Genomic DNA, 17,940 nt, shown 5'->3' on the forward strand with positions numbered 1-17,940 from the left:
CCTGGCGTGAATACGACCCTGTCACATGCCTTCTCAGGCCTCCGAAGCGAGCGCGCGCAGCAGGATGGGGGCCACTTGTTCGATCTGCCAGCGCCGCGCCCCGTATCCGGCGAGTGCGTCCTCCACCGTGTCCGGCGTCAGTTTCTTCGGCGGTTCCCAGCACACCCGGCGCACGGTGTCGGGGGTGATGAGGTTCTCCTGCGGCATCTTCAGCCGCTCCGCGAGCTCGGACACGGCCGTGCGGGCGGCCGACAGCCGGGCCGCGGCGGCCGGGTCCTTGTCCGCCCAGGCGCGGGGCGGCGGCGGTCCGGCCAGCGGCTGGCCGGGCTGCGGGAGCTCCGCGTCGGGCAGTTCCTTCGCCCGGTCCACGGCGGCCTGCCACTGCTCCAGCTGGCGCCGGCCCATGCGGTGGCCGAAGCCGGGCAGGGCCGTCAGTGCGTGGGCGTTGGGCGGGAGCGTGAGGGCGGCCTCCACGATCGCGGCGTCGCCGAGCACCTTGCCCGGCGAGATGTCGCGGCGCTGGGCGATCTGGTCGCGCATGGTCCACAGCTCCCTGACCACGGCCATCTGCCGGCGCCGGCGGACCTTGTGCATGCCGGAGGTGCGGCGCCACGGATCCTGGCGCGGGGGAGCGGGCGGCGCCGAGGCGATGGCGGAGAACTCCTCCCGCGCCCATTCCAGCTTGCCCTGCCGGTCGAGCTCCTCCTCCAGGGCGTCGCGGAGGTCGATCAGCAGCTCGACGTCGAGTGCCGCGTAGCGCAGCCAGGGGTCGGGCAGCGGGCGGGTCGACCAGTCGACGGCCGAGTGGCCCTTTTCCAAGGAGTAGCCGAGCACGCTCTCGACCATCGCGCCGAGGCCGACCCGCGGGAACCCGGCCAGCCGCCCGGCCAGCTCGGTGTCGAAGAGCCCGGTCGGCGTCATCCCTATTTCGCGCAGGCAGGGCAGGTCCTGGGTCGCCGCGTGCAGGATCCATTCGGCGCCGCGCAGCGCCTCGCCCAGCCCGGACAGGTCGGGGCAGCCCACCGGGTCGACGAGCGCGCTGCCCGCGCCGTCACGGCGCAGCTGTACGAGATAGGCGCGCTGCCCGTACCGATAGCCGGACGCGCGCTCGGCGTCCACGGCCACCGGGCCGGAGCCCGCGGCGAAGGCGGCGATCACCCCGGCCAGGGCGTCGTCGGAGGCCACCACCGGTGGAATGCCCTCGCGAGGTTCGAGCAAGGGGATCGGCGCCGGGGCGACGTCGTCCGGGGGGGCGCCCCCGGTGGTTCGCAGTGAAGTGTCTGCTGCGGTCTCTTGGGCGTCGGTCACGTATCAAGGGTATCTGTGTATGCGCGGCGCCCGTCGACGGAATGATCCGTCGGCGGGCGCCGATGCATGTAATCCAGCCGGATCCGCATTTCTGCACACCGGCGGGGGTGCGGAATCAGTGGATGATGCCCGTCCGCAGGGCGACGGCGACCATACCTGCGCGGTCTCCGGTGCCGAGCTTGCGGGCGATTCGGGCGAGGTGGCTCTTGACGGTGAGGGCGGACAGCCCCATGGAGACGCCGATGGCCTTGTTGGACTGCCCTTCGGCGACGAGCCGCAGGACCTCCACCTCGCGGCCGGACAGTTCGCGGTAGCCGCCCGGGTGGCTCGGGGTGCCGGGGGGCCGGCGGTGCATACGGGCGGCGGTGGCGCCGATGGGTGCGACGCCGGGACGGGTGGGGTGGCCGATGTTGGTACGGGTGCCGGTGACGACGTAGCCCTTCACGCCGCCCGCGAGGGCGTTGCGTACCGCGCCGATGTCATCGGCGGCGGAGAGGGCGAGGCCGTTCGGCCAGCCGGCGGCTCGGGTTTCGGACAGCAGGGTCAGCCCGGAACCGTCGGGCAGGTGGACGTCGGCAACGCAGATGTCGCGCGGGTTGCCGACGCGGGGGCGGGCCTCCGCGATGGACGACGCCTCGATGACGTCACGTACTCCGAGTGCCCACAGATGGCGGGTGACGGTGGAACGGACGCGCGGGTCGGCCACGACGACCATGGCCGTCGGCTTGTTCGGGCGGTAGGCGACCAGGCTTGCGGGCTGCTCGAGGAGAACGGACACCAGGCCTCCTGGGGAGTGGCGGGACGGGCCGGCTCGGGGATGAAGCCGGGGCGAACCGTGCTTGAAGGGTCATTGACTCCTTCGGCAGCAGACCCCTGCTCCTTTAGAGGAAGATCACGATTTGGTGAGTAACAATTCGGGCAAATAGGACGCGCGATCGATTGTACGAAAAGAGAGCCGGTGGCTGTACGAGGTTTTGTGACGCAGCGTCACGAAACCTGGAGCGGCGCGAAACGCGGAGAGCGTCCTACGAGACCTGCGGCCCGCGCCGCTGCGGCAGCGTGACCACCGCCGCGTCCACCGGCTCCGAGGGCGGCAGGCCGGCGATCTGGCACAGCAGGTCGCCCCACGCCATCAGGTGCGCCGCCGTGTCCGGCACACCGCCACGGCCCTCGCGCGGGGTCCACGACGCCCGGATCTCGATCTGCGTCGCCGGGCGCCGGGTCGCCAGCTCACCGAAGTAGTGCGAACTCGCCCGGGTGACCGTGCCGCCCGCCTCCCCGTACGACAGACCGCGCGCCTCCAGCGCACCGGTCAGCCACGACCAGCACACCTCCGGCAGCAGCGGGTCGGATGCCATCTCCGGCTCCAGCTCGGCGCGCACCAGCGTCACCAGCCGGAAATTGCCCTGCCAGGCCTCGTGCCCGGCCGGGTCGTGGAGCAGGACGAGCCGGCCGTCGGCAAGATCGTCCTCGCCGTCGACGACCGCCGCCTCCAGTGCGTACGCGAACGGAGCCAGGCGTTTCGGTGGCCGCGTCGGCTCCACCTCCAGCTCGGGCCTCAGCCGCGCCGAGCGCAGCGCCTCCACCGCCGAACGGAACGCGGGCGGGACGGAACCACCCTCCGCACTGTCCGTGCCGTCAGCACCATCGGATTGATCGGAGAAGTGTCCCTGCGCCGGAGCCATGCGGGGAAGAGTAGGCGGAACCGGAGCCGCGCGCGCGAAAGGACACCCGTGCGGGGCGGGGCTCATTCCCCGTGCGTGCGAAGATTCTGTGTGTGAGCGCCATTGACCGCCCTTCGGGCCACCAGACCAAGACCTCTGCCACCCACGACTCGGTGTTCCTGAAGGCGTGCCGCCGCGAGCCCGTGCCGCACACGCCGGTCTGGTTCATGCGCCAGGCGGGGCGCTCGCTGCCGGAGTACCTGAAGGTGCGCGAGGGCATCCCGATGCTCGAATCCTGCGCGATGCCGGAGCTCGTCGCAGAGATCACGATGCAGCCCGTCCGCCGCCACAAGGTCGACGCCGCCGTGTACTACAGCGACATCGTCGTGCCGCTCAAGGCCGTCGGCATCGACCTCGACATCAAGCCCGGCGTCGGACCGGTGATCGCCGAGCCGATCCGCACCCGCGCCGACCTCGCCCGGCTGCGCGACCTCACGCCCGATGACGTCCCGTACGTCACCGAGGCCATCGGCCTGCTCACGGCCGAACTCGGCTCCACCCCGCTGATCGGTTTCGCGGGCGCGCCGTTCACCCTCGCGAGCTACCTCGTGGAGGGCGGCCCGTCCCGCAACCACGAGCACACCAAGGCCCTGATGTACGGCGACCCGGAGCTCTGGGCCGACCTGCTCGACCGACTCGCCGAGATCACCGGCGCCTTCCTCAAGGTCCAGATCGAGGCCGGCGCCTCCGCCGTGCAGCTCTTCGACTCCTGGGTCGGCGCCCTGGCCCCCGCCGACTACAGCCGCTCGGTGCTGCCCGCCTCCGCGAAGGTCTTCGACGCCGTCGCGTCGTACGGCGTCCCGCGCATCCACTTCGGTGTCGGCACCGGTGAACTGCTCGGCCTGATGGGCGAGGCCGGCGCGGACGTCGTCGGCGTCGACTGGCGGGTCCCGATGGACGAGGCGGCGCGCCGTGTCGGTCCCGGCAAGGCGCTCCAGGGCAACCTCGACCCCGCCGTGCTCTTCGCACCGACCGCCGCGGTGGAGGCCAAGACCCAGGAGGTGCTGGACGCCGCCGCCGGTCTGGAGGGCCACATCTTCAACCTGGGCCACGGCGTGATGCCGAACATGGACCCGGACGCGCTGTCGCGGCTCGTCGAGTACGTCCACACGAGCACCGCACGCTGAACGACGGGCAGGCGGGCGCCGCTCCTCAGGCGGTGCCCGCCTTCCGCAGCACCGTCACGGTCTTGCGAGCCGCCACCAGGACCGGGTCCCAGACCGGGGAGAACGGCGGCGCGTAGCCCAGGTCGAGCGCCGTCATCTGCTCGACCGTCATCCCGGCGGTGAGCGCCACCGCCGCGACGTCGACCCGCTTCGCCGCCCCGTCCCGGCCGACGATCTGCACGCCCAGCAGCCGCCCCGTGCGGTACTCCGCGAGCATCTTCACCGTCATCGGCCGCGCCCCCGGGTAGTAGCCCGCCCGGCCCGTCGACTCGATCGTCGCCGTGACGAAGCGCAGGCCCGCCGCGTGGGCGTCCTTCTCACGCAGTCCCGTGCGGGCGATCTCCAGATCGCAGACCTTGCTCACCGCCGTACCGACCACGCCCGGGAACGTCCCGTAGCCGCCACCGACGTTGGACCCGATGATCTGTCCGTGCTTGTTGGCATGGGTGCCCAGCGCGATGTGGCGGGTGCGGCCCGCCACCAGGTCGAGGACCTCGACGCAGTCGCCGCCCGCCCAGATGTTGTCGTGGCCCACGACCCGCATCGACAGATCGGTGAGCAGCCCGCCGTGCGGGCCGACCGGCAGCCCGACCGCCCGGGCCAGCGTCGTCTCCGGCTCGACGCCGATGCCGAGCACCACCACGTCCGCCGGGTAGGACGCGCCGGCCGTCTCGACGGCGGCGGCGCGGCCGTCCGCCCCGGTACGGATCGCGGTGACCGCGGCTCCGTTCACCGTCGTGATCCCGAGCCCGTCCATCGCGTCGTGGACGAGACGTCCCATGTCCGGGTCGAGCGTCGCCATCGGCTGCTCGCCCCGGTTGAGCACCGTCACCTCGAAGCCGCGCTTCAGCATCGCCTCGGCCATCTCGACGCCGATGTAGCCGGCGCCGACGACGACCGCGCGCCGCCCGGTCGCCCGGTCCAGGGTGTCCAGCAGGGCCTGCCCGTCGTCCAGGTTCTGCACGCCGTGCACCCCGGCCGCGTCCATGCCGGGCAGCGCGGGCCGCACCGGGCGGGCTCCCGTCGCGATCACCAGCTTGTCGAAGCCGGTCCAGGAGGTCTCGCCCGAGTCCCGGTCCAGGGCCCGTACCCGCTGCCCCGCGACATCGATCTCCGTCACCTCGGTGCGCATCCGCAGGTCGATGGCGCGGGCCCGGTGCTCCTCGGGGGTGCGGGCGATCAGGTCGTCCCGCTGCTCGACGTCGCCGCTGACCCAGTACGGGATGCCGCAGGCGGAGTACGAGGTGAAGTGGCCCCGCTCGAAGGCGGTGATGCTCAGCTCGTCCGGGCCCTTGAGGCGGCGCGCCTGGGACGCGGCGGACATGCCCGCCGCGTCACCGCCGATGACCACCAGTCGTTCCGCCGCCATGCCAGGTCCCTTCGACGTCCCTGCGAAAGGCCCACGCTACGGCGCCGCGGACCCCGGGGGCGCGGCGGCGCCCCCGGGGAACGCTCACTGGCCCGCCGGAGGCCGCTGCCCCGCCTTCCCGCCCCAGCGGCGCGCCGCCAGCCGCCACAGGACCAGCAGGACGGCCGCGGCGGCCAGGAACGGGGCCGCGGCACCCACCGCCATGCCGAGCCACCGCAGCATCGTCACGAAGGCGTGCCAGCCGCCGCTCAGCGCGTCCAGGAACCCCGGGTCCTCATCGGCCTCGGCCGCGGTCTCCGGCTCCGTCAGGTCGAGCGTGATCGTCGCCAGCGTCGTACGGTCCCTGAGCGAGGCCTGCTGGGCGAGCAGGGACTCCAGCGACGCCTGACGGCTGCTCAGTTCGCCTTCCAGCGTGACGACGTCGACGAGCTTGTCGGCCCGCTCCATCAGCTTGCGCACCCGCGCCACGCTGGCACGCTGGGTGGCGATCCGGCTCTCGACGTCGACGACCTGGCCGGTGACGTCCTTCGCGGTCGACGAGCGGGAGAGCAGCTTTCCCGCACCCGAGAGCTCTCGCAGGACGCTGTCGTACTCGTCCTGCGGCACCCGCAGGACGAGGTGCGAGGAGTCGTGCGTGTCGTCCACCTGCTCGGTCGACTCGTCGGCGACCAGACCGCCCGCGTTCTGCGCGACCGTACGGGCGGCTGCCGCCGCCCTGGACGCGCTCTTCACCTCCACCAGCAGTGAGGCGGTGCGGATCACGTGCGTGGCGGTCACCGGATTCGGCTTCTTCGACGCGCCCGCCGCGGCCGTGCCTTCCTTCTCGGCCGCCCCTTCCTTGGCGTCCGCGGCGGCCTCCCCGGCGGCCGGATCCGCCTTCTTCTGCCCGTCGGCGGAAAAGGCTCGCTGGTCGGAGGAGCTGGCGCTGTCGTCGGCCGCGCCGCAGCCGCTCAGCGCGAGGACGGCGGTGAGCAGCCCGGCGGCGAGCGCGGTGCGGGTGCGGCGGGCTGCGCGTCTGTGGGTACGGGTGATGGGTGCTGCCTGCATAACTGTCCCCCCAGGACGGGTGATTGATGGCTCCGGTTCGACGCGGGAGGTGGTGGTCCCGGTTTCAGGAACCCGGTTTCGAAGCGGTCACGGTCAGGACTCGGAAGAGGTTTGAGAGAGTGGGGGCATGCAGCGTTCAACACACCGTGCGGACAGGGCCCCCGGCCACGTCGTCGTCATCGGCGGCGGCATCGCCGGACTCGCGGCCGCCCACCGGCTCCTCGGCGCCGGCCTGAGGGTCACCCTCCTGGAGGCGACCGACCGGCTCGGCGGCAAGCTCATGACCGGTGAGGTCGCCGGCGTGCAGGTCGACCTCGGCGCCGAGTCGATGCTCGCCCGCCGGCCCGAGGCGGTCGCCCTGGCCCGTGCCGTCGGCCTCGGTGACCGGCTCCAGCCGCCCGCCACCGCCACCGCCTCGCTGTGGACGCGTGACGCGCTGCGCCCCATGCCCAAGGGCCATGTGATGGGCGTCCCGGGCGACCCGTCGGTCCTCGGCGAGGTGCTGTCGCCCGAGGGCCTCGCGCGCATCGCCCAGGAACGCGATCTGACCCCGACCGCCGTCGGTGACGACGTGGCCGTCGGCGCGTACGTGGCGGACCGGCTCGGCCGCGAGGTCGTGGACCGGCTGGTCGAGCCCCTCCTGGGCGGGGTGTACGCGGGCGACGCCTACCGGATCTCGATGCGCGCCGCCGTACCGCAGCTCTTCGAGGTCGCCCGGCAGGCGGGCTCCCTGCTCGACGGCGTCACCCGCATCCAGGAGCAGGCCGCCGCCCGGCAGCAGACCGGGCCGGTCTTCCAGGGGATCGCCGGAGGCCTCGGAACCCTGCCGGGCGCCGTTGCCGACGCCGTACGCGCCGGGGGCGGGGAGATCCTCACCGAGACGCCCGTGCTGGGCCTGACCCGTAGCGCCGAAGGCTGGGACGTGCGCACCGACGCCCGGGTGATCACCGCCGACGGCATCGTCCTCGCCACCCCCGCCTGGTCCGCCTCCACCCTGCTCGCCGCCGAGTCCCCGGCAGCCTCCGCCGAGCTCGCCGGCGTCGAGTACGCGTCGATGGCCCTGGTCACCATGGCCTTCCGGCGCTCCGACGTGACGGGTTCCAAGGCCTTCGAGGGCCGCTCCGGCTTTCTCGTGCCCCCGGTCGACGGCCGCACCATCAAGGCCGCCACCTTCTCCACCCACAAGTGGCAGTGGGTCGCCGACGCGGCTCCGGACCTGTTCGTCCTGCGGACCTCGGTGGGCCGCTACGGCGAGGAGGACCATCTGCACCGCGAGGACGCCGAGCTCGTCGACGTGTCGCTGGGAGACCTCGCCGCGGCGACCGGGCTGGCCGCGAAGCCCGTCGCCACCGAGGTCACCCGCTGGATCGGCGGACTGCCCCAGTACCCCGTGGGCCACCTCGGCCGCGTCGCCCGGATCCGCGAGGAGGTCGCGAAGATGCCCGCGCTGCGCGTCTGCGGCGCCGTCTACGACGGGGTCGGCATCCCCGCCTGTATCGCGAGCGCGCACCGCGCGGCGGACGAGATCGTCCGGGACGTCGCGGGAGGGAGCGGCGGGGAGAACGACGGAGAGATCATCGCCACTCCGACCCTGGTTCAGGGCACACAGAGCGAGGCGGGACAATAGCCGTATGAGTGCTCCTGAGAGTGTGACACCAAGCAAGGCCCCCAACGCCGGCAAGAAGGCGAAGGACCTCAACGACGTCGTCCGCTACACGCTGTGGTCCGTCTTCAAGCTGCGCGACGTGCTGCCCGCCGACACGGACCGTGCGGCGTACTCCGGTGAGGTCCAGGAGCTGTTCGACCAGCTCGCGGCCAAGGACATCACCGTGCGTGGCACCTATGACGTCTCCGGCCTGCGCGCCGACGCCGACGTCATGATCTGGTGGCACGCCGAGACCTCGGACGCGCTCCAGGAGGCGTACAACCTCTTCCGCCGCACCCGCCTCGGCAAGAGCCTCGACCCGGTCTGGTCGAACATGGCGCTGCACCGCCCCGCCGAGTTCAACAAGGCGCACGTCCCGGCGTTCCTCGCCGACGAGACGCCGCGCGACTACATCAGCGTGTACCCCTTCGTGCGCTCCTACGACTGGTACCTGCTGCCCGACGAGGACCGTCGCCGCATGCTCGCCGACCACGGCAAGATGGCCCGCGGCTTCCCCGACGTGCGCGCCAACACCGTGGCCTCCTTCTCCCTCGGCGACTACGAGTGGGTGCTGGCCTTCGAGGCCGACGAACTGCACCGCATCGTCGACCTCATGCGTCACCTGCGGGCCTCCGAGGCGCGGATGCACGTCCGCGAAGAGGTCCCCTTCTACACCGGCCGGCGCAAGTCGGTCGCAGACCTGGTGGCCGGGCTCGCGTAGCGAGCGGGTTCCGACCACCCCAACCCGGAAGATCAGACGGCGGAACCCCCGGCACCCTGTGCCGGCCGCCGTTCCAGCGACACCGGGTTCGGCTTCCGGTGCGGCGCGCTTCCAGCGCGCCGCACCGGCGTCTTTCACCGCACGTTCCGCGCGCCCCGGCCGCCGAGCGCGGCCCGCAGCGCCGGGTCGGCCACCGCGCGCACGCCCCGCACGGCGACCGCCACCAGCACATCGCCCTCCGGGCCGTCCGCGGCGGCCGTGCGCACGTCCAGCAGTCGCTGTCCGGCGGGGGAGGCCCAGGAGCTGTACGGATGCACCTCCATCCGGGCGATGGCCAGAGCGCCCAGGGTCAGCACGAGCGGCAGCCCGAACCAGACGAGCATCGGTACCCCCGAGCCGCCCGTCCCCTGCTCCCGGCCGGGTGTGAGCAGCGCCGCGGCGCCCATCGCGGCCACCAGCAGCGCGGCCCCGCGCACCGCCCGCACCGCCGGTACGAGGTCCGGCCCCGCCCCGCCCGGCAGCGCCAGCCCCGCGGCGACCAGCCTGTCGGCGAGGGCGCGCACGGCGTCGGCGGCCGCCGCGGCGGCGCGGACCGGCGCGATGGGGGACTGGCCCTGCGGGCCGATGGCACGGATCACCGTGCGCTCCACGTCGTCGCGGCCGTCCGGGTCGACCACCGTCGCCCAGCCGGTGTGCGCGAGCAGCAGCCGGCGGCGCAGATGCATGGTGACGAGCGCGAGATCGGCGACCCGGTGCGGGCCGCCGGCCAGGAACGCTGTCTCGTACAGCGTGAGTTCAGGACCGTCCGCCGCGCGCCGGGCCTGCCTCGCCTCCCTGGACGACGCGCCCGGATCACCGAGGCGGGCCGCCGCGAGGCAGAGCCGTACACAGGAGATGGCCGCCGCACCCCATGCGACCAGCAGAAACAGAACCCAGAGCATGCCGGATTTCTATGCGAGAGAGACCCGGAGCGCCACAGGATTCCAGGATGCGGACGGCGACCGCTCAGGAACTGCTGCCGCAGCTGGAACCCGAACTGCTGCCGCAGCTGGAACCCGAACTGCTGCCGCAGCTCGATCCGGAACCGCAGCTCGATCCGGAACCGCAGCTCGACCCGGAACCGCAACTGGATCCCGAGCCGCAACCGGACCCGGAACCCGACCCGCACCCGGAACCGCCCCCGCCTCCGCCGGTGTTCCCGGCGGAGCTGCCGCAGCCGCCGTCGCCGGGGCTCGACCCCGCACACCACACCGTCGGTACGAGCAGCAGCCCCGAGGAGTCGGAGGAGTGGTGCGAGGACGAGGGCACGGGCGGTCCCGCCGGCCGCATCCGGGCCGCCGTGACGAGATGTGTCCGCAGCGCCGGGTCGCCGAGCGCCCGCGGTCCCGCCACCGCCACCAGATGGGCCGCGCCCGTCCCGGACCCGTAGGCGATCCGGAACGCCGCCGCGGCTCTGCGGCCCGCCTTGGTGATCCGGGCGCGGGCGGCGCCCGCGACGGCCAGCCCGACGACGGCCCCGCCGAGCAGCGCCGGGAGCCCCTTGACGATGAACGGCGCGGGCGTCTCCCCGAGGCTGTCGGCCGAGGTGAACTGGGCGATGGTCAGCACGAAGGAGACCGGCAGACCGAGCAGGCAGATCACCGCCTGCGTCATGCCCCAGCGACGCCACGTCCGGTTCGCCCCGGGCACGTTCAGCAGACCGCGCCCGGCCAGGCCGTCCCCGACCTCCTGCACGGCGGGATGGCGCATCACCGCGTTCCGCAGGGTGTGCAGGGCGCCGCTCGGAGCGGCGGCCTGCTCGTGGAGCACGGCCCGCTCCACCGGGTCGTGGGCGACCGGCCGCTGGACCGCGACGATCCCCGGACCGCCGACGAGCAGCCGGCCGTCCTCCAGCATCGCGGCGAGTGCGGTGTCCACCACACGGCCGGGCCCGCCGTTCAGGAACGCCACCTCGGACAGGTCGTGGACGACGCCGTCCGTACGGGGACGGGCGCGGCCCGCCCCCACGATCAGCAGCGTCGAGGAGACCACCACTGCCAGTGTCAGGACCAGGGCGAAGATGTTCATGCCCCGTCACCTCCCTGCGAGTACGGAACGGGCCGCCCGGACCAGCCGGGTGGTGCGGCGGGGTGGCCGGGGAGCCGTCCGGTCCTGCCACCAGCGGGTCAGCCGGCGGCGGGCCGCCTCGTCGGCGGGGCGCCCGGCGATGAGCAGCTGTTCGGCGAAGTCCAGGGCGTCGCGCCGGTATCCGGCGGACATCGGGCGGCTCCTGGCGTACGCGAGGAACGCGTCCCGGTAGCCGAGGCCCAGGATCTGCGGGAGTTCGGGGGCCACCTTGGCGACGACGTCGGCGCGCTTGGCGGCCAGGGCCCGGCTCTGGACGCCGAGCCGGCGGTGGTCGAAGCCCTCGGGGGCGGGCGTGCCCGCGACGAGGGCGGACAGCAGCGAGGTCTGCGCGACCGCGACCCGGTCACGCAGCGCCTCCGGGTCCTCCGGCCTGCGCGCCGGGGGCGTGGGCCTCGGCGCGCGGCGGACGGGCTCGCGCACGCCGTCCCGGTCCGCGTCCGCGTGTGCCCGCGCTTCGAGCGTGGCGCGGATCGTGTCCAGTTCGCCCGCCAGCTCGGCGGCCGGCGGGAAGTCGTCGTCGCGCTCCAGCAGGACGCCGGGCGGCGCGATACGGGAGCGGAGCTCGGCGAGGACGCCGAGCACCGGAGCGGTGACCGGGTGGGCGTGTGTGTCGTGCCAGACGCCGTCCTTCTCCACGCCGCCCGCCACGTGGACGTACGCGATGGCCTCCACGGGCAGTTCGTCGAGGGCCGTGGCCGGGTCCTCGCCCCGGTTCACGTGGTTCGTGTGCAGATTGGCCACGTCGATGAGCAGCCGCACCCCCGTGCGCTCGACCAGCTCCGCCAGGAACTGCCCCTCGGTCAGCTCCTCGTCGGGCCAGGAGATCAGCGCCGCGATGTTCTCCAGCGCCAGGGGCACCGGCAGCGAGTCCTGCGCCACGCGCACGTTCTCGCACAGCACGTCCAGCGCCGCCCGGGTACGCGGCACGGGCAGCAGGTGACCCGCCTCCAGTACCGGCGACGCGGTGCGCGCCCCGCCCGCCCGGACGAACGCGATGTGCTCGGTCACCAGGGGCGTGCCCAGCAGGGTGGCCCGCGCCGCGAGGCCGGCGAGCCGGCCGGGGTCGGGGCGCTCGGCGCCGCCGAGGCCCAGCGAGACGCCGTGCGGCACCACGGTGACGCCGCGCGCCCGCAGCCGTACCAGGGAGGCGGGCAGATGATCGGCGCAGAGGTTCTCCGCGACCGCTTCCACCCAGTCGATCCCTGGCAGCGCCTCCACCGCGTCGGCGATCTCCGGCCGCCAGCCGATCCCGATTCCCAGCTCCATGGTGTCCCCCTCCGCCGCTCTGTGCAGGGGTCATGACCCCGCCGCACAGCGCTGAATCCGAAGAGGGGGACGTTCAGAGCTCGATTTGAGGTTCCCGTCGCTCCGCCGGGCGGGTGCGGTCTCTCAGGGCATCGGGGCCGTGGAAGGCCGCGAGGTGAACGACTGGTCCCCGGTCGGTGCCGCCGGAACCGGCTGCGGCAGGACCGAGCCGCTGGGCGCCGCCGGAGGCCCGGTCGGGCTGGCCGTCGCCGCTCCCGCCGCCTCGCGGGCCAGGGCGTCGAAGTCGACGAAGCCGGTGCCCTCCAGCATGGTGATGTGGTCGAGCACGGTCACGTTGGCGTCGGTCGCCAGCTGCCGGATCAGCGAGTTTCGGGTGGTGTGCCGGACCTGGGCGATCAACGCGAAGACCTTGCCGTGCGCGTTCCGCAGCAGGTTGGTGAACTCCCGCTCGTACTCCTGGCCGCTCGCCGCCGTCATCTCCCGCAGCCAGCCCTGCTGCTGCTCGGTCGGCTGGTTCGGCAGCTCCACACCCAGCTTGGCGGCGACATCACGCGACCTGCGGTCCAGATCCGTGTGCCCGACGACCAGATGGTCCCCGGCCGCCTTGATCGCCTCGGTCGGGGCCCGCTCGATCGCCTGCTGTCCGGCGGGCAGCTCCCAGAGCCCGGCCAGGCGGACCTTCACCAGGAAGTCCCGGTCCGTCGCCGAGAGCGGACCCCACTGGGTCGAGGTGGTCGACGCGTCGAGGTTGGCCTCCCCGGTGCCGGAGCGGTCGGCGTACGACCAGACCGGGTAGGCGAGGGCGCCGAGCGTGGCGACGAGCGCCGCGATGATGAGGGCCGTTCCGTTGATGCGTCGCACAGAGGATTCTCCCGGGCCGAGGCGTGACGGCGTCCAATCAACCGCCGGTCCGAACGGCCGGGCACTGACCGGCCGTTCGACCTACTGGGCAGTATTGCCAGTGCGGCGGTGTCAGGAGATACGTATCGGCGGACCGGGTTGTTCAACGGCCCGGGGCGAATCCGCGAACGAGGCACGCGCGCGGCGCCGGGCCGTTTCCGCCGAGGAGGCGGGCACCCGGGCGCCGGCCCGATTCCGTGGAGGAGCCGGGTGCCCGGGCGCCGGTCGCTTCGGGTTGCGTGCGGAGGACCTCGCGGGTTCCCGCGCAGGAGGCCGGTACCGGGCCGGGCCGCCCGCCGGTCAGCGGCGCAGGGCCGGATGGTCGGCGACCACCGTGCACGAGCCCGGGGCGATCTCGGTGAACCCGGCGTCCCGCACCACCGGCAGCCCGCTCACCGTGAGCTCCCGCCAGCGGTCCGCGTCAGGGGTGGCGACCGCGAGCGGGAAGCCCGCCTCGCTCCAGGCCTTGCGCTCCGTCTCCGACAGCTCCCACCAGGCGAGCTGGGCCCCGTGCCCGGCCTGCGCCATCTCCTTGCCCGCCGACATGCCGAGCTCCGGGTTCAGCCAGAGGACCGGGCCGGTGAGGTCGGGCGCGGCGGGGGGTTCGGGGTCGTCCAGATCCGTTCCCGAGACCTGGAGCTTGGCGAGCTCCTTCGGCCAGCCGTCGAGCGGCACCGGCGGGTAGACCCGCACCTCGGCCTCCTCGCCCGTGACCGTGATCCCGGGCAGCGCGTAGGCCTTCCGCCACTCCGCGCCGCGCGCCCGGCGCACCACCTTCCGGATCCGGGCGTCCTGCCAGTCGCGCATCACCTGCGCCCACTCGCCCTCACCCGTCGACCGCTCGTCGGAGAGCATCACCAGTACCGCCCGGGCGGCCGTGCACAGGGCGTCGGTACGGGCCGGGGGTGCCGTCTTCTCGATGTGCACCACCAACGGGAGTACGTATTGGGGTGCTTCGTCCCGGTTGGTCCGCTCCGTATGGAAAGGGCTGTCCACCGGCGGACCGGCGGGAACGGACGGCGACTCGGCGGGGACGGTCGGGGACGCGGGGATGTCGTTGCTGCTCACCCGTCCAGTCTGCCAGCCGCCCCGAAACGCGTTCTTGGCGGAATGAAACCCTCCGGGTGAGGATGCATCGCATGAAGAGCGATCTCTTTTCCAGTGAGCACATGGCGCAGCAGGCCACCGCCCCCGGGATGACCCTGCAGAACGCCAAATCCATCAAGTACGCGGTCAACGGCGAAATGCACGCACGCCAGGGATCGATGATCGCCTTCCGCGGTGACCTCCAGTTCGAGCGCAAGGGCCAGGGCCTCGGCGGCATGCTCAAGCGCGCCGTCACGGGCGAGGGGCTGCCGCTGATGGCGGTGCGCGGGCAGGGCGAGGCGTGGTTCGCGCACGAGGCGGCCAACTGCTTCATCGTGGAGATGGAGCAGGGTGACGTCCTCACCATCAACGGCCGCAACGTCCTGTGCTTCGACGCCACGCTCGCGTACGAGATCAAGACCGTGAAGGGGGCCGGGATGACCGGCGGCGGGCTCTTCAACAGCGTCTTCAGCGGCTACGGGAAACTCGGCCTGATGTGCGAGGGGCATCCCATAGTGATCCCCGTCACGCCCCAGCAGCCGGTGTGCGTCGACACGGACGCGGTCGTCGGCTGGAGCGCCCACCTGAACACCTCGCTGCACCGCTCGCAGAGCGTCGGCTCCATGCTGCGCGGCGGCTCGGGCGAGGCCGTCCAGCTGCGGCTGGACGGCGAGGGGTTCGTGATCGTACGGCCCAGCGAGCTCAAGACCGAGAAGGCGTCGTCCAACTGAGCACGGACCTCCTGAGGCTGAGCGGGGTGGGCCGCCGGTACGGTCTCGCCGGACCATGGGTGCTGCGCGGGGTCGACCTCGGGCTGCCCCGGCGCTCGCTCGTCCGCGTCGAGGGAGCCAACGGCACCGGCAAGTCGACCCTGTTGCGGCTCCTCGCCGGGATCGACGCCCCCACCGAGGGCCGGATCGTGGGCAGGCGGCCGCGCACGGCGTACGTCCCCGAGCGGTTCCCGGCGGCGCTGCCCTTCACCGCCGCCGGCTACCTGGTCCACCTCGGCCGGATCCACGGACTGCGCAGGACCGAGGCGGCCGGGCGTGCACAGGAGTGGCTGAGCCGCTTCGGGGCCGCGGAGCACGCCCGCACGCCGCTCGCGGAGCTGTCCAAGGGCACCAGCCAGAAGGTCGCCGTGGCCCAGGCGCTCCTGGCCGAACCGGAGTTGCTGGTCCTGGACGAGGCCTGGACCGGCCTGGACACCGCGGCCCGCGGCGAACTGGACCGGGCCGTGACCGAAAGCGTCGCCGCGGGCTCCACGGTGGTCTTCGTCGACCACGACCCGCGCCGCCTGGCGGGCGCGGCCGATACGGCGCTGCGCGTCGAGGGGACCGGGCTCGTCATGGCATCCCCCGCCCCCGCCGGGGCGTCGGCCGGCCCCCGGGTGCGGATCGAGGTCGCGGGCCCGGCCGGCACGAAACTCCCCGCCGGCCTGCCCGGCGCCCCCGTCCGGGCCGCCGCCGGGGACGGAGCCCTGACGCTCACCGTCGCATCCGCGCACTCGGACGCCCTGCTGGGCGCCCTGCTCACGGCCCGCCCGCCCTGGCACATCAGAAGCCTCTCGGCGGTGCCCGGCGACCACGACGAGGCCGCATGACGGCACTGCTCCGCTACCAGGCCGCCCTCCTGCTGCGCTCCCAGCGCTGGCTCGCGCCCGTGCTCCTGTACGTGGCCTTCCTCGGGGTCGGCGTCCGCTCCGGCCAGCCCGTGCTGGACTCGCTCGGCTACTCAGCCGCCGGGCTGCTTCCCGTCACCGCCTGGATCGTGCAGGTCTGCGTCACCCAGGAACCGCCCGCCGCCCGGACGGTCGTCGCCGCGGCCGCGGGCGGGCGGCCACGGGCCCATCTGGCGGCCCTGCTCGCCGCGTCGGGGTGCGCCGGACTCCTGGGTGCGGCAGCCACCGCGGTCGTGCTGCTGATCAGCGAGCCGGCGAGCACGGACCACAGGGTCGAGGTCCCGCTGCCGTCCGCCGGACTCGCCGGGCTGCTCGCTGCCGCCTGCTGCGTCCTGCTGGGGGCGGCCGTCGGGGCGCTCTGCACCCGGCCCCTGCTGCACCGGCGCGGCTGGTCCCTCGTGGCGACCGTACTCGCGGCGCTGCTTGCCCTGGTGACGGGCGGGTCACCCGCGAAGTACGCGGTGACGGGGCTGGTCACCGGCTCGCACACCGGCACCGTCCACGTGCCGGTCCTCCCGCTGCTCGGCGCGGTGGCCGTGACGACCGCGGCAGCCGCGCTCGCCTGCAGGCTCACGTCGGTACGCGGCTGAGTAGGCTCGTCCGCATGAACGAACCCGCGAACGAGTCGTCCCGCGCGACACCGGCCGTTGCGACGCCCGGCACCGCCGAAGGCCCTCCGTACGCCGAGTGCGTGCTGTGCCGGAAGCCGACCGAGTACGCCGAGACCGTCAAGGGCATCACGCTCTGCCCGGTCTGCGAGTGGCAGGAGGCCCAGCGCACGGCCTGTTCCGGCTGAGGCGCGCCGTTCGAGGTCAGCCGGCCATCAGCTCCGACACCTTCACGAAGCGGTATCCACGCTTCCGCAGCTCCGGAACCACCTGGTCCACCGCCTCGTCCGTGACCGGGGCCGCGCTGCGGGTGCAGTGCATGACGACCAGCGATCCGGGCCGCACCCCGTCCAGCACCTGCTGCGCCACCGCGTCCGCGTCCGTCGCGAAGGCATCACCGCTGACGACGTCCCACTGCACAGCGGTCACCTTCTCCGGTGCGAGCGCGCGCAGCGTGGCGTCGTCGTAACAGCCGCCGGGGAAGCGGAAGTACGGCACGACATTCCGGGCGCCGGTCTTCCGGATCGCTCCGAAGCCCCGCTCCACCTCGTCGTGGATCGCGCCCTCCTCCACGGTCGGCAGCCCGTAGCAGGGCGAGGTGAAGGCGTAGTGGCTGTACGAGTGGTTGCCGATCTCGAAGAGCGGGTCCGTGCCGATGGAGCGGGCCTGGGAGGGGTACTCCTCGGCCCACCGGCCGGTCATGAAGACGGTCGCCGGCACCTTCAGCCGGCGCAGCAGCGCGATCAGCTCCGGATTGTCGAAGTGCTCCCCGGCAGCCGCGCGTGACCCCTCGTCGGCCGTCATGTCCGCATCGAAGGTGAGCGCCACGACCTTGTCCGCGTGCTGCGGCCCGCGTTCGAGGACCGGGGTGAGACCGGCGGGGCCGGGCGCCATGGTGGGCGGCTTCTTCGCGGGCCCGGGCGTCGCCGAAGGCGCGCGGGCCGGGGCGCGGGCGGCGGCGGTCGTACGGTCCGCGTCCGTGTGCCGGTCTCCGGGGGAGTCGTCCGAGGCCGCGCAGGCGGCGAGCCCGCCACCGAGGACCGCTCCCAGAACGGCCATAGCCGTCATTCTCCGTACAAAGTTGGTCACTAGCGGAAACTAGCTGATTAACTGACCGGGATCGGTCTGCGCCGTGAAGCATTCGGCCGGGCGGGTGGCGCTGCCCGGGTGGTCCTGCGCGCGGGTGGCCCTGCGTGCAGGCGCACGGGCGCGCCCACGTTGGTCGGACCCGATCGAAACCACGATGCCGTCCGCATCGGGAACGGGGCGCGCCGCCTCTGTGCTCAGCCGGCCGG

At 73.3% G+C, this 17,940-nt stretch carries 18 protein-coding genes; 7 read left to right on the plus strand and 11 right to left on the minus strand.

Annotated features, from left to right (window positions below; genetic code table 11):
- Positions 1 to 33 precede the first annotated feature (33 nt).
- From JGS39_RS00610 to JGS39_RS00620, 3 genes are all read right to left on the minus strand, one after another.
- Complete coding sequence (locus tag JGS39_RS00610) at positions 34 to 1,308, minus strand: HRDC domain-containing protein (protein WP_219566514.1); 1,275 nt, start codon at positions 1,306 to 1,308, stop codon at positions 34 to 36.
- A 115-nt stretch (positions 1,309 to 1,423) separates the two neighbouring features.
- Positions 1,424 to 2,086, minus strand: coding sequence for a helix-turn-helix transcriptional regulator (locus JGS39_RS00615; RefSeq protein WP_093899280.1), 663 nt, complete (start codon positions 2,084 to 2,086; stop codon positions 1,424 to 1,426).
- A 247-nt stretch (positions 2,087 to 2,333) separates the two neighbouring features.
- Positions 2,334 to 2,993, minus strand: coding sequence for a DUF3000 domain-containing protein (locus JGS39_RS00620; protein ID WP_219566516.1), 660 nt, complete (start codon positions 2,991 to 2,993; stop codon positions 2,334 to 2,336).
- A 92-nt stretch (positions 2,994 to 3,085) separates the two neighbouring features.
- Between JGS39_RS00620 and hemE the strand changes: the two genes are divergently transcribed.
- Positions 3,086 to 4,159, plus strand: a complete 1,074-nt coding sequence (gene hemE / locus JGS39_RS00625; RefSeq protein ID WP_219566518.1) for a uroporphyrinogen decarboxylase — start codon at positions 3,086 to 3,088, stop codon at positions 4,157 to 4,159.
- Between the two features lie 25 nt (positions 4,160 to 4,184).
- Here hemE and JGS39_RS00630 read toward each other — a convergent pair whose 3' ends face one another.
- Positions 4,185 to 5,567 carry an FAD-dependent oxidoreductase gene (locus JGS39_RS00630; RefSeq protein WP_219566520.1) on the minus strand — a complete coding sequence of 461 codons (1,383 nt, stop codon included), beginning with the start codon at positions 5,565 to 5,567 and terminating at the stop codon, positions 4,185 to 4,187.
- Positions 5,568 to 5,651: 84 nt separating this feature from the next.
- Positions 5,652 to 6,614 (minus strand): DUF4349 domain-containing protein, encoded by a 963-nt coding sequence (locus JGS39_RS00635; RefSeq protein WP_219566522.1) that lies wholly within the window; start codon positions 6,612 to 6,614, stop codon positions 5,652 to 5,654.
- A gap of 127 nt (positions 6,615 to 6,741) precedes the next feature.
- Here JGS39_RS00635 and hemG point away from each other — a divergent pair, with 127 nt between their 5' ends.
- Both hemG and hemQ read left to right on the plus strand, forming a co-directional pair.
- Complete coding sequence (hemG, locus tag JGS39_RS00640; RefSeq protein ID WP_219566527.1) at positions 6,742 to 8,241, plus strand: protoporphyrinogen oxidase; 1,500 nt, start codon at positions 6,742 to 6,744, stop codon at positions 8,239 to 8,241.
- 4 nt (positions 8,242 to 8,245) lie between these two features.
- Positions 8,246 to 8,980 (plus strand): hydrogen peroxide-dependent heme synthase, encoded by a 735-nt coding sequence (gene hemQ, locus JGS39_RS00645; RefSeq protein WP_219566529.1) that lies wholly within the window; start codon positions 8,246 to 8,248, stop codon positions 8,978 to 8,980.
- Positions 8,981 to 9,114: 134 nt separating this feature from the next.
- Here hemQ and JGS39_RS00650 read toward each other — a convergent pair whose 3' ends face one another.
- From JGS39_RS00650 to JGS39_RS00670, 5 genes are all read right to left on the minus strand, one after another.
- A complete protein-coding gene (locus tag JGS39_RS00650) occupies positions 9,115 to 9,921 on the minus strand; it encodes a TIGR04222 domain-containing membrane protein (RefSeq protein WP_219566531.1) in 807 nt (268 codons plus the stop codon).
- A gap of 64 nt (positions 9,922 to 9,985) precedes the next feature.
- Positions 9,986 to 11,047, minus strand: coding sequence for a TIGR04222 domain-containing membrane protein (locus JGS39_RS00655; RefSeq protein ID WP_219566533.1), 1,062 nt, complete (start codon positions 11,045 to 11,047; stop codon positions 9,986 to 9,988).
- Between the two features lie 6 nt (positions 11,048 to 11,053).
- Complete coding sequence (locus JGS39_RS00660; protein WP_219566535.1) at positions 11,054 to 12,373, minus strand: MbnB/TglH/ChrH family RiPP precursor modification enzyme; 1,320 nt, start codon at positions 12,371 to 12,373, stop codon at positions 11,054 to 11,056.
- Positions 12,374 to 12,496: 123 nt separating this feature from the next.
- A complete protein-coding gene (locus JGS39_RS00665; protein WP_219566537.1) occupies positions 12,497 to 13,234 on the minus strand; it encodes a DUF4142 domain-containing protein in 738 nt (245 codons plus the stop codon).
- Between the two features lie 339 nt (positions 13,235 to 13,573).
- Positions 13,574 to 14,341 carry a peptidyl-tRNA hydrolase gene (locus JGS39_RS00670; protein WP_219566539.1) on the minus strand — a complete coding sequence of 256 codons (768 nt, stop codon included), beginning with the start codon at positions 14,339 to 14,341 and terminating at the stop codon, positions 13,574 to 13,576.
- A 71-nt stretch (positions 14,342 to 14,412) separates the two neighbouring features.
- Between JGS39_RS00670 and JGS39_RS00675 the strand changes: the two genes are divergently transcribed.
- The 4 genes from JGS39_RS00675 to JGS39_RS00690 are packed head-to-tail and all read left to right on the plus strand — an operon-like array spanning position 14,413 to position 16,833.
- A complete protein-coding gene (locus JGS39_RS00675) occupies positions 14,413 to 15,090 on the plus strand; it encodes an AIM24 family protein (protein ID WP_219566541.1) in 678 nt (225 codons plus the stop codon).
- 11 nt (positions 15,091 to 15,101) lie between these two features.
- On the plus strand, positions 15,102 to 15,959 hold the full coding sequence (locus JGS39_RS00680) for an ATP-binding cassette domain-containing protein (RefSeq protein WP_219566594.1): 858 nt from the start codon (positions 15,102 to 15,104) through the stop codon (positions 15,957 to 15,959).
- The gene (locus JGS39_RS00685) at positions 15,956 to 16,627 is read left to right on the plus strand and encodes an ABC transporter (protein WP_219566543.1); all 672 of its coding nucleotides are present in this window, start codon (positions 15,956 to 15,958) and stop codon (positions 16,625 to 16,627) included. Before JGS39_RS00680 ends, JGS39_RS00685 begins: the two co-directional genes overlap by 4 nt.
- Before the next feature lie 14 nt (positions 16,628 to 16,641).
- On the plus strand, positions 16,642 to 16,833 hold the full coding sequence (locus JGS39_RS00690; RefSeq protein WP_219566547.1) for a hypothetical protein: 192 nt from the start codon (positions 16,642 to 16,644) through the stop codon (positions 16,831 to 16,833).
- A 16-nt stretch (positions 16,834 to 16,849) separates the two neighbouring features.
- Here JGS39_RS00690 and JGS39_RS00695 read toward each other — a convergent pair whose 3' ends face one another.
- A complete protein-coding gene (locus JGS39_RS00695) occupies positions 16,850 to 17,713 on the minus strand; it encodes a polysaccharide deacetylase family protein (RefSeq protein ID WP_219566549.1) in 864 nt (287 codons plus the stop codon).
- Positions 17,714 to 17,940: the final 227 nt, after the last annotated feature.

The sequence above is a fragment of the Streptomyces poriferorum genome (genome assembly GCF_019399235.1).
GTDB classification, from domain to species: Bacteria; Actinomycetota; Actinomycetes; order Streptomycetales; family Streptomycetaceae; genus Streptomyces; species Streptomyces poriferorum.